The organism is Variovorax sp. YR566, assembly GCF_051992195.1.
Classification (GTDB): Bacteria; Pseudomonadota; Gammaproteobacteria; order Burkholderiales; family Burkholderiaceae_C; genus Variovorax.
Window position 1 is genome coordinate 4,476,117 of sequence record NZ_CP197092.1, and the last position, 14,084, is coordinate 4,490,200.

11 protein-coding genes are annotated in these 14,084 nt (G+C 68.0%); 1 reads left to right on the forward strand and 10 read right to left on the reverse strand.

Annotated elements, in window-relative coordinates:
• Position 1 precedes the first annotated feature (1 nt).
• From ACTG4X_RS21055 to imuA, 4 genes are all read right to left on the reverse strand, one after another.
• Positions 2-919: a hypothetical protein gene (locus ACTG4X_RS21055; RefSeq protein WP_440531815.1), complete on the reverse strand. Its 918-nt coding sequence runs from the start codon at positions 917-919 to the stop codon at positions 2-4.
• An 80-nt stretch (positions 920-999) separates the two neighbouring features.
• Complete coding sequence (locus ACTG4X_RS21060; protein WP_440531816.1) at positions 1,000-4,353, reverse strand: error-prone DNA polymerase; 3,354 nt, start codon at positions 4,351-4,353, stop codon at positions 1,000-1,002.
• Positions 4,346-5,710, reverse strand: a complete 1,365-nt coding sequence (locus ACTG4X_RS21065) for a Y-family DNA polymerase (protein ID WP_440531817.1) — start codon at positions 5,708-5,710, stop codon at positions 4,346-4,348. Before ACTG4X_RS21065 ends, ACTG4X_RS21060 begins: the two co-directional genes overlap by 8 nt.
• Positions 5,679-6,485: a translesion DNA synthesis-associated protein ImuA gene (imuA, locus tag ACTG4X_RS21070; protein WP_440531818.1), complete on the reverse strand. Its 807-nt coding sequence runs from the start codon at positions 6,483-6,485 to the stop codon at positions 5,679-5,681. Before imuA ends, ACTG4X_RS21065 begins: the two co-directional genes overlap by 32 nt.
• 98 nt (positions 6,486-6,583) lie before the next feature.
• Here imuA and ACTG4X_RS21075 point away from each other — a divergent pair, with 98 nt between their 5' ends.
• Positions 6,584-7,519 (forward strand): aldo/keto reductase, encoded by a 936-nt coding sequence (locus tag ACTG4X_RS21075; RefSeq protein WP_307615494.1) that lies wholly within the window; start codon positions 6,584-6,586, stop codon positions 7,517-7,519.
• Here the strand turns inward: ACTG4X_RS21075 and ACTG4X_RS21080 are convergent.
• From ACTG4X_RS21080 to ACTG4X_RS21105, 6 genes are all read right to left on the reverse strand, one after another.
• Positions 7,506-8,477: a Bug family tripartite tricarboxylate transporter substrate binding protein gene (locus tag ACTG4X_RS21080; RefSeq protein WP_097198948.1), complete on the reverse strand. Its 972-nt coding sequence runs from the start codon at positions 8,475-8,477 to the stop codon at positions 7,506-7,508. The two genes, ACTG4X_RS21075 and ACTG4X_RS21080, sit on opposite strands and share 14 nt — an antisense overlap.
• Positions 8,478-8,492: 15 nt before the next feature.
• Positions 8,493-9,620 carry a porin gene (locus tag ACTG4X_RS21085; RefSeq protein WP_097198947.1) on the reverse strand — a complete coding sequence of 376 codons (1,128 nt, stop codon included), beginning with the start codon at positions 9,618-9,620 and terminating at the stop codon, positions 8,493-8,495.
• 119 nt (positions 9,621-9,739) lie between these two features.
• Positions 9,740-11,440 carry a dihydroxy-acid dehydratase gene (gene ilvD / locus ACTG4X_RS21090; protein ID WP_093055757.1) on the reverse strand — a complete coding sequence of 567 codons (1,701 nt, stop codon included), beginning with the start codon at positions 11,438-11,440 and terminating at the stop codon, positions 9,740-9,742.
• Positions 11,437-11,895: an aconitase X swivel domain-containing protein gene (locus tag ACTG4X_RS21095; protein WP_093176124.1), complete on the reverse strand. Its 459-nt coding sequence runs from the start codon at positions 11,893-11,895 to the stop codon at positions 11,437-11,439. The genes ilvD and ACTG4X_RS21095 overlap by 4 nt, the downstream gene beginning before the upstream one ends.
• Positions 11,892-13,187 (reverse strand): aconitase X, encoded by a 1,296-nt coding sequence (locus tag ACTG4X_RS21100; RefSeq protein WP_440531819.1) that lies wholly within the window; start codon positions 13,185-13,187, stop codon positions 11,892-11,894. The genes ACTG4X_RS21095 and ACTG4X_RS21100 overlap by 4 nt, the downstream gene beginning before the upstream one ends.
• Before the next feature lie 52 nt (positions 13,188-13,239).
• Positions 13,240-14,082: an IclR family transcriptional regulator gene (locus ACTG4X_RS21105; RefSeq protein WP_093073402.1), complete on the reverse strand. Its 843-nt coding sequence runs from the start codon at positions 14,080-14,082 to the stop codon at positions 13,240-13,242.
• Positions 14,083-14,084: the final 2 nt, after the last annotated feature.

Here is a 14,084-nt window from a genome sequence, read left to right on the forward strand (position 1 = left end):
GTCAGATCAGCATGTCCTGCACGTCGTCCTCGAATCCGGCAATCGGCTGCGCCTTGGCCAACGCGAGCCACACCGCAAACGGAATGCGATCGAACGCGCGATGCACGGCTGCACGCGCGACCACGAGGCGTTCGCCCTCCAACACCATCACGCCGCATTCGGCCGGCACTTCTTCTGGTTTGGCGATGCAGCGGCCCTTCGCGTCGTTGCCCAGCACGTACCAGCACTCGCCGCCCAGGTCGAGGTACGCCGCGCGCTTGTCGGGCTTGCGCAGGTCGCCCAGCAGGTCGGCGCGGCTCACCTTTACCTCGTGCACGATGGGGTGCGCGTAAGCCTCCACGCTGGTATTGCGGATCGAGAACACATCGGGCCGCGCAACGCACCAGCGCGGCTTGCCACCCTCTTCCAGCGGCGGCAGTCGGGCGCGCAGGCCCAGGCCGCGCCATGCGATGCGGCCGCCGCGCGTCATTTCGCGCGCCACGCGCTCCACCAGGGCTTCGTGCGGCGACAGCGCAGCGCGGTTGATGGTGAGCGTGGTGGCGATGCGCGCAATGCCGGAGTCGGTCACGCGCAGCGTCTCGTGGCCGTGCACCGTGCGCACGCGCTCCAGATAGCCGCCAGCGAGCAGTTCGACTTCGACGGTGTCGCAGCACGGCCAGCCGGCCGAGCGATAGATCTCGCGCAGGCGCCGCGCGTGCGGCTTGCCGAACGGAACCGCCGTCTCGGCCTTCTGCATAGGTGGAGGCTCCACCACCGGCGGCGGAAACCCGGGATCTGTCACAGGCGGCACAACTGGTGGCGGATCGCCCTCCGGCGGTGGCATGGGCGGCGGCGGTGGTGGCACGGGCACGTCGGGCGCAGGAGGCGGCGGGCCGATGGGCGTGGCGACGATGGGGTCGAGAGCGGCAAGTGCGGACATGGCGGAAACAGGTTAGCGAAAAGCGGAGGAAGGCGCGAGGCATGGAACGATCAGTTGCATTCGGTCGCTCCCTTCCCGCGTCAATGAAAGTCGCGGCTCGTGTTGCTCTGCGCGAGCCGGCCCATGAGCGGCGTCAGGTCCCTGAAGCCGGTGGCGATCAGGTGCTGCACCTTGCCTCCGCTGTCGTCGTCGCGCTGCCATGTGCCCTGCACTGCGAGCAGGTGCGACTTGAGCAGCGGCTCGCGCCAGGCCTCGATGACATGGCTCCAGACGATGACGTTGACATTGCCCGTCTCGTCCTCCAGCGTGACGAAAATGGTGCCGTTGGCGGTCTGTGGGCGCTGCCGTCCCTTGACGATGCCGCAGGCGCGCGCGGTCTGCCCGCTGGGCAGCGAACGCAGTTCGGCCGCGCTCATGAGCTTCATGCGCGCAAGGCGCGGGCGCAGCAGCGCGAGCGGATGGCGGCGCAGCGTGAGGCCGAGCGCCGCGTAGTCACCGACGATCTCCTCCCCCTCGGGCGCGGCCGGCAGCAGCAGCGCCTGCTCGTTGATCGGCACGCCCCGCAGCAGAGCCTGCGACCGGTGCTGCGCGGTGGCGTCCCACACCTGCTGGCGCCGATGGCCCGAGAGCGACATCAGCGCATCGGCGGCGGCCAGCGCGGCCATGTCCTTGCCGTCGAGTTCGGCGCGCAGGGCAAGGTCTTCGGTGCTCGTGAAGGGCGATTGGTCGCGTGCTTTGAGCAGGCGCTCGGCGCCACCCTTGCTGAGGCTCGATATGCGGTTCAGGCCCAGCCGCACCGCAGGCTGGTTCTCGTTGCCGAGGCGGTCGATGTAGCGTGGATCGATGCCTGGAGAACGCAGCGCATCGGGGTCGCGAGCTTCGAGCGTGGTGTCGAGTTCGCTGCGTGTGACGTCGACCGGGCGCACCTCGACGCCATGGCGACGTGCGTCCTGAACGAGCTGCGACGGGCTGTAGAAGCCCATCGGCTGCGAATCGAGCAGCGCGGCGAGGAAGCAGGCCGGCTCGTAGTTCTTGAGCCAGCTGCTCACCGTTACCAGCAGCGCAAAGCTGGCGGCGTGGCTTTCGGGGAAGCCGTAGTCGCCGAAGCCCATGACCTGCTTGAAGATGGCTTCGGCGAATGCCCTGGGGTATCCGTTTTTGACCATGCCATTCACGAGCTTTTCGTGGAATTTGTCGAGGCCGCCCTTGCGCTTCCACGCCGCCATGGCACGCCGCAGTTGATCGGCCTCGTCGGCCGTGAACTTGGCCGCGATCATGGCGATCTGCATCACCTGCTCCTGGAAGATCGGAATGCCCAGCGTTCGCTCCAACGCAGGGCGCAGCTCTTCCTTCTCATAGTGGATAGGCAGGTTGTTGCGCTTGCGCTCCCGCTGCTTGAGATACGGATGCACCATGCCGCCTTGTATGGGCCCGGGCCGCACGATGGCAACCTCGATCACCAGGTCTTCGTACGTTCGCGGCTTCAGGCGCGGCAGCATCGACATCTGCGCCCTGCTCTCGATCTGGAACACGCCGATGGTGTCGGCGTCGCAGATCATGTCGAACACCTTCTGGTCGTCGCTCGGTATCTGGTGCATCTCCAGCATCGAGCCTCGCCAGCGATTCATGTGAGCGAGCCCCCGGCGGATCGCGCTGAGCATGCCGAGCGCGAGCACATCGACCTTGAGCATGCCCATCGCTTCGAGATCGTCCTTTTCCCACTGGATGACGGAGCGGCCTTTCATCGACGCCTTCTCGACCGGCACCAGCCGCGTGAGCTTCGTGTGCGTGAGCACGAAGCCGCCCACGTGCTGGCTCAGGTGGCGCGGGAAGCCCTTGAGCCGCTGCGTCATCTCGATCCAGTGCATCAGCTTGAGTTCGTCCTCCTCGACACCGACGCGCGCCGAAGCCTGGCGCAGTTGCTCGCCGAGCACTGTCTCGTCAAACCAGTAGTGGTCTTTCGCGAACTCGTCAATCAACCGCTCGTCGATGCCGATGGCCTTGCCCACATCGCGCAATGCGCTGCGTGCGCGATAGCAGATGACGACGGCAGCGATGGCGGCACGGTCGCGGCCATATTTTTCGTAGATGTACTGGATGACTTCCTCGCGCCGCTGGTGCTCGAAGTCGACGTCGATGTCGGGCGGCTCGCGGCGTTCGCGGCTCAGGAAGCGCTCGAACAGGAGCGTGCCCTTGTCTGGATTGATGGCAGTGATGCCGAGGCAGAAACAGACTGCCGAGTTGGCCGACGACCCGCGCCCCTGGCAAAGGATGCTCTCCGAGCGAGCGAAACGCACGATGTCTTCCACCGTGAGGAAGAACATCTCGTATTTGAGATCGATGATGATGTCGAGCTCTTTCTGGACCTGCGCTCGCACCACGTCAGGCACGCCCTGTGGATAGCGAACCTGCGCCCCTTCCCACGTCTTGCGCACCAGCGTCTGCGCCGGCGTCTCGTGGTTTCCCACGCTCTCAAGCGGGTACTTGTAGTTCTCGCGGATCACTTCCGGATCGAAGCTGCACCGCCCGGCCACCACCAGCGTGTTCGTCAGCATCTCCTGAAAATAAAGTTCCGCCAGCCGCATGCGCGGCCGCAGATGCCGCTCGGCATTCGACTGCAGCGCAAAGCCGCATTCGGCCACCGTCTTGCCTTCGCGCACCGCCGTCAGCACGTCGTGCAACGGCTTCTGCGAGCGCACGTCCATGCGCACGTCACCGGCGGCCACGAGCGGCACGCCTGTTTCCTCGCCCGCCTGCATCAGCGTGACGAACCAGAGGTCGTCGTCGAGTTCGTTGAACAGCTCCACGGCCAGCCAGAGGTTTTCGCCGTACAGCGCCTTGGCGGCCATCAGGTCTTCGTGCAGCGTCGCAACATCCATCGCACCGCCGGGGTTGCGCTGCGGCACGAAAAGAATCTGGCAGTGCTGCAGCGAGGCCACGTCGCTGTCTTCCCAGCTCACGCGGTACTCGCCTTTGGGCAATTCGGTGTTGCGCGCGGCGGTGATGAACTCGCACAGGTTGCCCCAGCCCTCGGTGTCGTTCGCGATCACCACGAGCTTGAAGCGCTCGAACTGGAACTCGCTGCCGAACAGCAGGCGGAAAGCGGAGTTACGCGGGATCTCCGGCTCGTCGGGATGCTCGCGCTCGTGCTCGGCCAGCTTCGCCGGAAGGTCGCGCAGGGCCACATGGGCCCGCACGATGCCCGCCACCGAGCATTCGTCGGTAATGGCAAGCGCGATATAGCCGAGCTGGTAGGCCCGCTCCACCATCTGCTCCGGCGTCGAAGCGCCCCGCTGGAAGCTGAAGTTGGTCAGGCAATGGAGCTCGGCATAGTCCGGCAGCGTCGGCACGGCTTTTTTGCGCAGCGGCAACGGCAGCGCATGCACCTTGGCCGAGTTGCGCCCGCGCAGTTGCTTGCCGCTCAGGTCAGGCATAGAAGCCCTGCAGATACCAGCGCACCTCGCCGGAAGAAAAGCGCGCGGCGGGCCGCTCGCGAAAGATCCACACCAGCCCGGCTTCGGGGCTTTCCGCGACGTAGTAGTCGCGCATCGCGGGCTGGCCGCCGTCTTCCTTGTCGCCCCACCAGCCCGTCTCGACGCGCTGCGGCCCGATCAGCCTGCTCAACGGGCCGCGGTAGCACGGGCGCTCGCCGTCCATTTCGAGCAGCAGCGGCTCGGGCAGCAGCCACGGCGGGTAGATGGCATCGGGCTGCGAAGCCGCGGCCCTTGCGGCCTTTGCCTCCTTGCGGACCTTGTCGCCGGGCTCCTTCTCCTTTTCTTTCTGCAGCGCGGGCCGCCATGCCTGCTTGCGTTCGGGCCGGTGGTCGGCCTGCGCCGACGGCACCACCACCTGCTGCGCTCCGAGCCGCACGCTGAGCCGCTCGACCATCTCGTGCAGCCTGTCGCCCTTGCGGTTGTCTTCCGGCAGAAAGCTGGTGCTGGCGCCAGCCCACGGATCGGTTTCGAGCGTGCGCAGCCTGAGCCAGCTCGCGGGCGCGGCCAGCGTGGTGAGGGCCAGTTTTTCGGACAGCAGGCGGCGCAGGTGCGCCATGTCCTGCGTGGGCTCGGCCGTGCGCACGGTGACCTGCTGGTGCGGCGGCAGGTTCACGCCATTGAAGCGCTTGAGATCGAGCGTCCACTCCAGTTCGAGCGCGCGCGCACCACGCTGGCGGGCACGCAGCCAGATCTGCAGGGCCGACAGCAGCCGGTTGGCCGACCACATGAGTTCGGGCGCGGTCTCGGCCAGTGCGGGCAGCTCCAGCTTCTGCTCGAACACGTCGGGCAGCGTGAGCCAGGCATGGCTTTCGGGGCGCAGGCCCCATGCGGCGTCGAGCGCCTCGCGCAGCCCTGCGCCGAAGCGCCGCGTGAGGCCGCCGCGCGGAAGCGCCGCCACCTCGCCCCAAGTGCGGCAACCCAGGCGCGCAAGCAGGTCGAGGTGTTCGCGCGCGGCGCTCAGAGTGTCGAGAGGCAGTCCGGCCGGCACCTCCTGCGGCCGCTTTTCCTGTCGCACGAACAGGCGCAGCCGGGCCAGCGCGATCAGGCTCGTGGCGCCCTGCGCACCCTGCATGCGAACGTCGGGCGCGGGGTTGTCGGCAAGCAACTGGCGCATCAGCTGCAACCGCCCGCCCCACAGGCGCTCGCAGGCGGAGACTTCGAGCATCAGTGCCTCGTCTTGCCAAACCACGTGGGGCGTGTACTGCAGCGCCCACCAGCCCAGCGCTTCGGGCGTGGGCAAGACAGGAGCATCGGGCGTGTCGGCGTCAAGCGACCACCGCAAGGCGATCCAGTGCATCCGGGCCTCCTTTCCACGCGTCGATGCGCACCACGGTCGCCGAGGTTGCCGACTCGCCGGCCGGCACCGTGCCCAGTTGCTGCAGACGCAGCTTGCGGCGCAGCCGGGCGGCGGCCAGCAATGCGGTCATGCGTTCGTTGCGCGCCGGGAGCATCACCGGCGCGGCCAGCGGCGGGCCGCGACGCTTGAGGATGTGCAGTTCGATCTGCGATGCATCAGCCTCGCAGCGCCCGGCGCGAATGCGCAGCCGCGCCGGCGAGGCCGACAGCGCGACCGATTCGGGCCGGCACACGAACAGCAGCACCTCGTGCTGCGCAGCCGCCAGCTGCAGCCGCCGCAGCTCACCCACCCGCGCCTGCGGCAGCCAGGCCACGACGGCTGCGATGTCCGCGCAGCGCAGTGCCTGCTCGCAGGCCCACAGCCGCGCGGCCGGGGCCTCGCTCCTGACCCACATCAGGGCCTCCACCGGCAGCCCCTGCGCCGCGAGCGACGGTCCGCAAGGCTCATAAGGCGCACCGACCAGCACCACCGGCCCGCCCCGCGCCTGCACCGCCTGCGCCAGCGCGGGCAGCAGCAGCCGCCAGACATGGGCCTCGGGCGCGGCCTGCAGCAGCTCCGTCATCGCCCCGACCGGCCAGCCGCCGCCCGGCAACTGCGCGTCGAGCGCAGTGTGGCCGGTGGCGACGACCTGTGCGTCGGCCAGGCCGAGCTCGTCGGCATGCCAGACGCCACGGCCTGTGGCAGCGGAAAAGGAATCGAGGAAAGGAAGGCCCATGGTGAAGACTGTTAACTGTATTTTTATACAGTATTCCATGACTCACAACAAGAAAGCTGCTTTTCTCTTTTTGCCCCATCGTCGGATACTGGCCGCCGATGCCGCCCTCGAAGGATTTCCCTCTCACCCGCGCCGAACTGCTGCGCCTGGGCGCCGCGCTGTGCGCAAGCGCCGCGCTCCCCGCTTCCGCACAACCGCAGAGCAAGTCCGCCATGAACACCCGCCCCATCCCCTCCACCCAGGAAGCCCTGCCCGTGATCGGCTGCGGCACCTGGATCGGCTTCGACCAGCGTCCCGGCAGCGAGGAATACAAACGCCTTCCCGGCGTGCTCGACGCCCTGTTCGCGGCCGGCGGCACGATGATCGACAGCTCGCCGATGTACGGCCGCTCCGAGGAAACCACCGGCGAACTGCTGGCCGCAGCGAAGCCGCGCGACAAAGCCTTTCTTGCCACCAAGGTCTGGACCTCGGGCCGCGAGGCCGGCATTGCGCAGATGGAGCAATCGTTCGCGCGGCTGCGTACGCAGCGCATGGACCTGATGCAGGTGCACAACCTCGTCGACTGGCGCACGCACCTCGCCACATTGCGCGGCTGGAAGGAGAAAGGCCGCGTGCGCTACATCGGCATCACGCACTACACGGCCTCGGCCTACGACGAGGTCGAGGCCGTGCTGCGCGCCGAGAAGCTCGACTTTCTGCAGATCAACTATTCACTCGACGCGCGCGAGGCCGAGCAGCGCCTGCTGCCGCTGGCGGCCGAGCGCGGCGTGGCGGTGATCGTCAACATGCCCTTCGGCGGCGGTGGCCTGTTGCGCCGGCTTCGCGACAAGCCGCTGCCCGCGTGGGCCGGCGAGATCGGCTGCACGAGCTGGGCGCAGGTGCTGCTGAAGTTCGTGCTGAGCCACCCGGCGGTGACCTGCACGATTCCCGGCACCAGCCGCGGCGAGCACATGGCGGACAACGCCGCGGCCGGCGCGGGCACCTTCCCCGATGCGGCCTTCTGGCGCCGCGAGGCCGCCGCTATTCGAACTTGACGTTGTGCTCCCGCACGGTGGCGCCGAAGGCGTCGTACTGCGTGCGGAAGAACTCGGCGAACTTCGCGGGGCTCATGCCGTAGCCCTCGAAGCCCTGCTGCACCAGTTGGGCATGCACGTCGGGCCGCTTGAGCGTGTTCTGCAGCTCCAGCGAGAGCTTGTCGGTAATCGCCTGCGGCAGCCCCGGCGGCCCGAAGAAGCCGGCCCATGGCGTGATGGTGAGCTTGCCCAGCCCCAGTTCGCCGCCGGTCGGCACGTCGGGCAGCAGGCCGCTGCGCTGCGGCAGCAGCGTTACCAGCGCGCGGATGCGCCCTTCCTTCACGAAGCCCGGTGCCAGCGTGCCGGTGGTGAACATCATCTGGATCTGGCCGCCCAGCAGGTCGGTCATGGCCTGCATGTCGCCCTTGTAGCGCGCGTTGACCACCTTGCGGTCGCCCAGCAGCTGCAGCATCGCAAGCTCCGAAGCGCTGTTGCTCGATGCCGAGTTGTAGGCGCCCGGCTTGGCCGAGACCATTGCCAGCAGTTCGTTCACGCTCTTCACCGGCAGGCTCGTCGGCACCACGAGGAACATCGAGAACTGCCCGGCCGAGCTGATCGGCGTGAAGGCCTTGAACGGGTCGTAGGGCGGCGTCGGCCGCAGCGTGGGCGCCGCCACCATCGCGGTGTTGGTGCCCATCAGCAGCGTGTAGCCGTCAGGCCTGGCCGACGAGGTGGCCTGCGCCGCGAGCACGCCGTCAGCGCCGGGCCGGTTCTCCACGATCACCTGCTGGCCGAACTGCTTCGACAGCCCCTCCGCGATGATGCGCGTGAGCACGTCGGCGCCGCCGCCGGGCGCGAAGCCCACGATCAGCCGCAGCGGCTTGTTCGGATATGCATCGGCGCTCCAGGCCGCCGCGCCGGGCAGCATCGCGGCCGCAAGAGCCGGGAGCGCCGCCATGGTCAGGGTTCTGCGTCGCATGAAAGGCTCCTTGGTTCAGAAGAGATGCCGCACACCGAATTCCCACCCCGACGAGCGCTGCCCGGCCCCCGGTGCAACGCCGCCGCTGACCACATAGCGCGCCTGTCCGCCGTTCATCAACCGCGCATAGGTGCCGTAGAGCGCGGTGCGCTTGGAGAGGTTGTGCACGTAGCCAATGCCGAACTGCCGCGCGTCGTCGCGGTTGCGCGGCATGCCGTTGGCGTTGCGCAGGCTCTCGTCGCTGCGGTCGTCGAGGTAGGCATAGCTGATGCGGATGCGTCCGACCTCGAAAGCCGGAATGTGCGCGCCGATCTCCGTGGTGTTCTTGCGCACCGTGCCGCCTGCGAGCTTCACCGTCACCTTGTTGTAGAGCGCGAAGAACTTCGCGAAGCCCGCATCCCACGAGCCGCCGATGTTGGCGTGCGTGTAGTTGCCGATGGTGGTGGTGGCGTCGAAGTGCGAGCGCGTGACGGCCGCAGCGATGTCGAACGCGCCCGAGGCGAAGCCGAAGCGCGCGCCGGCGAAGTTGCCGTCGTCGCGGTTCGCGACAGTCGAGTCGTTCTCGCCGGTGCCGACCATCGCCATGCCGTAGAAGCCGCCGATGTTGGGCGGCAGCCAGTAGCTCACCGTGTTGCTGCCGGTGATGGCCGTGGGCAGCGGCCCGGTGCCCGCGCCCGCGAAGGTGAGGTTGCCCGCGCGCGCCACGCCGTTGGCGTTGAAGGGGTCGAAGTAGATGCTGTTGTAGTGCGTGGGAATGAAGTCGTGGCCCAGCCGCACTTCGCCCAGCGTGTCCGACGAGAGGCTCACGAAGGACATGCGGTCGAAGGTTATGGGCCCTGCCGCGCCCGCGCCGCTCGTCTGGTTGTTGCTGTTGCTCGGCCGGCCGGTGCCGTTGTCGGGGTTCAGGCTGCCTTCGAGCCAGAAGCCCGCGCGCAGTCCGCCGCCCAGGTCTTCGGTGCCGCGAAATCCGAGCCGGCTGGTCGAGAGCCCGCCGTTCGACAGCGCCTTGACCGAGCCGCTGCCGGCGCCGCTCGTGTACTGGATGCCGAGGTCCACCACGCCGAACACGGTGACGCTGGATTGCGCATGCGCCGCGCCGCTGCTTGCCAGCCCCAGCGCCGACCACATCAAAAATCTCTTCATGGTTTTTTGTCTCCTGCTTCTTCTCTTCGGTTGAAAAACTCTGGAATCGCGCGCAGGGCTGCGCCACCGGGTGCGAACGGGGGTTCGCGCCGGTTGGCGAAGGCCGGGGTGAAAAAGGTCTAGCTCGAGGGCTCGGGGCGTTCGGTGCGCACGAGCACTGCGCCCTTGGAGAGCGGACTCACGTTGCGCCGGTACTGCTGCAGCCAGCCGGTGTCGAAGGCCGGCGGCGGCGCCTGCCAGTCGGCGCGACGGGCCTGGAGTTCGGCGTCGGTCAGCGCGATGTCGAGGCGGCGCGCGTCGAGGTCGATGGTGATCACGTCGCCGTCGCGCACCAGCCCGAGCGGGCCGCCCAGCGCGGCTTCGGGCGACACCTCGGCCACCACGAGCCCCTTGCAGACCAGGCCCGAAAGGTGCCCGTCGGTGAGCAGTGCGACCTGGTCCCCGAGGCCCGCGCCATCGACAGCGAAGACCACGCGCGATGCCCCGCCACCCATGGCCGGACCGCCGCAGGCGCCAGCGCCGCGCATCACGACCACCTGGCCGGGCACGATCTCGCCCTTCTTCAGCGCGGCGATGGCTGCGTCAGATGTCCAGAAGCACACGGCCGGCCCGGTGAAGCGTCGCACCTTGCGCTCTGCGATGCCGGTCTTGATGAGGCCCGATTCGGGCGCGAGGTTGCCGCGCAGCAGCACGATGGCCGGCAGCGGTGCGACCGGGCGGTCGATGGGGCGGATCACTTCGGCGTCGGCCACTTCGGCGTTGCGCAGGTTCTCTGCCACCGTGCCGCCGGTGACCGTCAGCGCGCTGGTGTCGAGCAAGGGTTCGAGCTGCTTCATCAGCGCGCGGCAACCGCCCGCCGCCTCGAAGGCCTCGATGGAATGCTCGCCGATGGGCCGCACGCCGGCCAGCACCGGCGTCGTGGGGCCGAGGCTTTCGAAGAGGCCGTACACGTCGACGCCGCACTCCCCCTCGGTCGCTATCGCCTGCAGGTGCTTCGCGGTGTTGAGCGAGCCGCCGACTGAAAGCACCGCGCGCACCGCGTTGGCGAAAGCGCCGGGCGAGAGGATGTCGCGCGGCTTCAGGTCGTCCCACACCATCTGCACGATGCGGGTGCCGGCTGCGCGCACGTCGGCCATCATCTTCTCGCTCAGCGCGGCCACCGGCGCGCTGCCAGGCAAGGCCATGCCGAGCGCTTCGCAGACGATGTGCATCGAGTTGGCCGTGCCCAAGCCCGAGCACACGCCCGGGCCGCGGATCGCTTCGCGGCTCATGCCCACGAGTTCTTCAACCGGCAGGTTGCCGGTGACAGCGTGCATCGCGCCGATGAACACTTCCTCGATGTCCATGTGCCTGCCGCGGTACTCGCCGCTGGGCTGGTAGCCGCAGGGCACCAGCAGCGTCGGAATGTTGAGCCGAGCGGCAGCCATGAGCTGGCCCGGCACCGTCTTGTCGCAGGAGGTGAGGCACACCATGCCGTCGAGCTGTGCGCCTTCGACTGCCACCTCGATGTCGTTGGTGACCAGATCGCGCGCGCCCAGCATGTAGGCGCCGCGCGCGCCGGCGCCGGTGATGAAGTCGCTGGGCGCTGCCGTGCGGATCTCGAAGGGAATGCCGCCCGCGGCGCGGATCGCGGCCTTTATCTCCCCCGCCACGCGGTCGAGATGGCTGAAGCAGGCGGCCAGTTCCGACGAACTGTTGACGACGGCGATCTTGGGCTTCTCGCAATCCTCTTCCGGAATTCCGAGCGCGCGCCAGTGCGCATTGCGCACCGACCACAGGTAGGAGCCGCGCGGAAAGTTGCTGCGCAGGGGGCGGGTCATGAGCGGTCTCCGGATGTGTTGTTCTTCTTGGTGATCTCGATCACGCCACGGTCGGCGTCCACGCGCACCCAGTCGCCGGTTGCGATGCACTCGAGCGGGTCGCGCTCGAAGTCGGTCATCGATGGCGAATGCGTGACCACGGCGCCCAGCGCCATCTTGGTCGTCATCTCGTTGAAGAGGAATGCTGCCGGCGCCGAGTTCATGAGCCGCGTCATATGGAACATCGCCGACCAGCCCGACGAGCCCTTGGCCCCCGGAAACACCAGCACCTTGCCCGCGAAGCTCTGGCCGCGCAGTTCGTGCCGCGTCTCGATGACGGTGCCGGTGCGCGGATCGATGCCGCCCCAGCCCGAGATGCGGTCGCGCGTGACCAGCGCCTCGCCCTCGGCCACGCCGCCCACCACCTTGCGGCCACGGATGACGATGGTTTGTTCGCTCATGACTGCGTCGCTCATGCATAGCCTCCGTTCCAGCGGCCGGTGCAGGCGGCGTCGATGCATTCGGCCGTGCTGCCGAACCAGGCCTGCACACCGAGGATGGCGGGCAGGTAGTGGGCCTGCTTGGCCGAATCGAGCGCCACGGTCTTCGTGCCCTTGGGCACGGCGCGGCTCATGGCGGAGCAGCTGTCGCTCATGATGATTCCGCCCGCGTCCTCGATGATCTTCGTGTATCCGTTGCGATCGGCCAGTGACTTGATGGCGCGCGGCGTGAAAATCCACAGCTCGCAGCTCGGATGCACCTTGCGGCCCTCGATGAGCTGCGCGGCCTCCCAGATCTGCTCGATGGTGTAGTGCGGGCAGCCCAGCATCACGTACTGGATTTCCGAGTCCTTGCCCGTGACGTTGATCTTCTCGTAGGTGGCGCGGCGCTCGGCCTCGCCGTAGCGCAGCACCTCGACCGGCGCACGGCCGCCGAGCGCCTGCTCGAGCGTCAGCGCCTCGGGCGTGATGCCGGCAATGTGATACATCTCCACGCCGCCCGATGAAGATGCCGCGGCGCCAAAGTGCTTGAGCCGCGGCAGGTTCGGCACGCGGCCAATGCCGCGCTTGCTGTGCACCACCGGCACGCGCTCCTGCACGTGCTCGCCTATGTAGTAGCCGAGCAGGCCCCAGTCCTGCACAGACTCGACCTCGATGTCTAGCTCGACCACGTGCGTGGCGCGGCGGTTCTCGTCGAGGTGGTAGCCCCAATACGGAATACGGCCGGTGAGCATGGCGGCACCCGTGCTCTCGCGGCCTTCGGTGTTGGTGCGCGCGCCCAGCACCGAATTGCAATACACGACCGCCGACGACTCCATCCACGCGCAGTGCTCGCCGCGCGTCGGGATGTTGCCGACCTGGTACGGCGTGCAGGTGTTCATGATCTGCGCGCCTAAGCCGGCAGCGTGCCGCTCGCTCTTGTTGTAGAACTGGACGATCTCCTCGCTCACGCCCATGCGCTCGGGCTGGCCGGGGTCGAAGCCCAGCTGCAGGTGGCTGGTGAAGACCTTGAACTTCGGGATCTCGACGGTTTCCTGGCTGTCGAGGCTGAATTCGGAGAACACCGCATCCATGCCGCCGCCCTTGGCGAGCGCGAAGTCGCGCTGGAAGGGCGTGGTCGATGTGATGGTGGCGCAGACGTTGCGCGTCTCGACCAGCCGCTCGGCGCCCAATGCCTCTCCGTAGCGCATCAGCAGGTCCATCGCCTTCTGCACGGCTGGGCCGTCGCGCCCGTCGTACATGGCTTTTTCTTCATCGCTCAGGTGCATGGCCTGTGTCTCCGTTCTTCTGTGTCGTGGGGGTGAACCCCGGCCGGGCCTGCTAGCCCGGCGAGGGTGTCGGTACGTGGCCGCCGATGTCGCGCGCAATGCTCAGTGCGATGTCGTGCAGGCGCGGTGCGAGTTCGTTGCGCAGGCGCTCCTCGGTGAAGACGAAGGCAGCGCCGCCGCCGTTGAGCGCCATCACTTCGCCGTCAGGCCCGATGAGGGGCACCGACACGGAGTTGATCTCGCGGTGGAATTCGCCGAGCGACAGGCAATAGCCCAGCCGCTTCGATTCGCCGATGGCGCGATTCATGTTCGGCGCGATGCTGTCCCACTCAGGGCCACGCAGCAGGCGCATCGAATCGATCAGCTGGTTGCGCTGCACCTCGGGCAATGCCGAGAGGTACGAGCGGCCGAGGGCAGAGTTGGCCAGCGGCGCGCGCGAGCCCACGTCGAGCCGCGCCGAGAGCATCGACGAGCGCGGGCGGCAGGCTTCGATGAGCACCATCTCCATGCCGTCGCGGATCGCGAGGTAGACCGAGGCACCCACCTCCTCCGCCATCGCCTGCATGCTGGGCCGAGCTGCGGCGCGCACGTCGAGGCTGCCGAGGAACACGCGCGACAGCGACACCACGCCCGGCCCGAGCATGAAGCGGTCGGCCGCCTGCGCGGGCTTGAGCATGCCCAGCGAGAGCAGCGTGGCGACCAGCCGGTTGACGGTGGGGCGCGGAATACCGGTGATGCGCGCAATGTCGGCATGGCCCAGCACCGGGCGTTCTTCGCTGAAGCAGCGCAGCACCGAGATGCCGCGCTCCAGCGCGCTCACGGTGTCGGAGCGCTCGCCGCGCACTTCCACCGGTTCGGCCGCGGAAAAGGAGGTGTCGTTTTTTTCAGTGGACATGG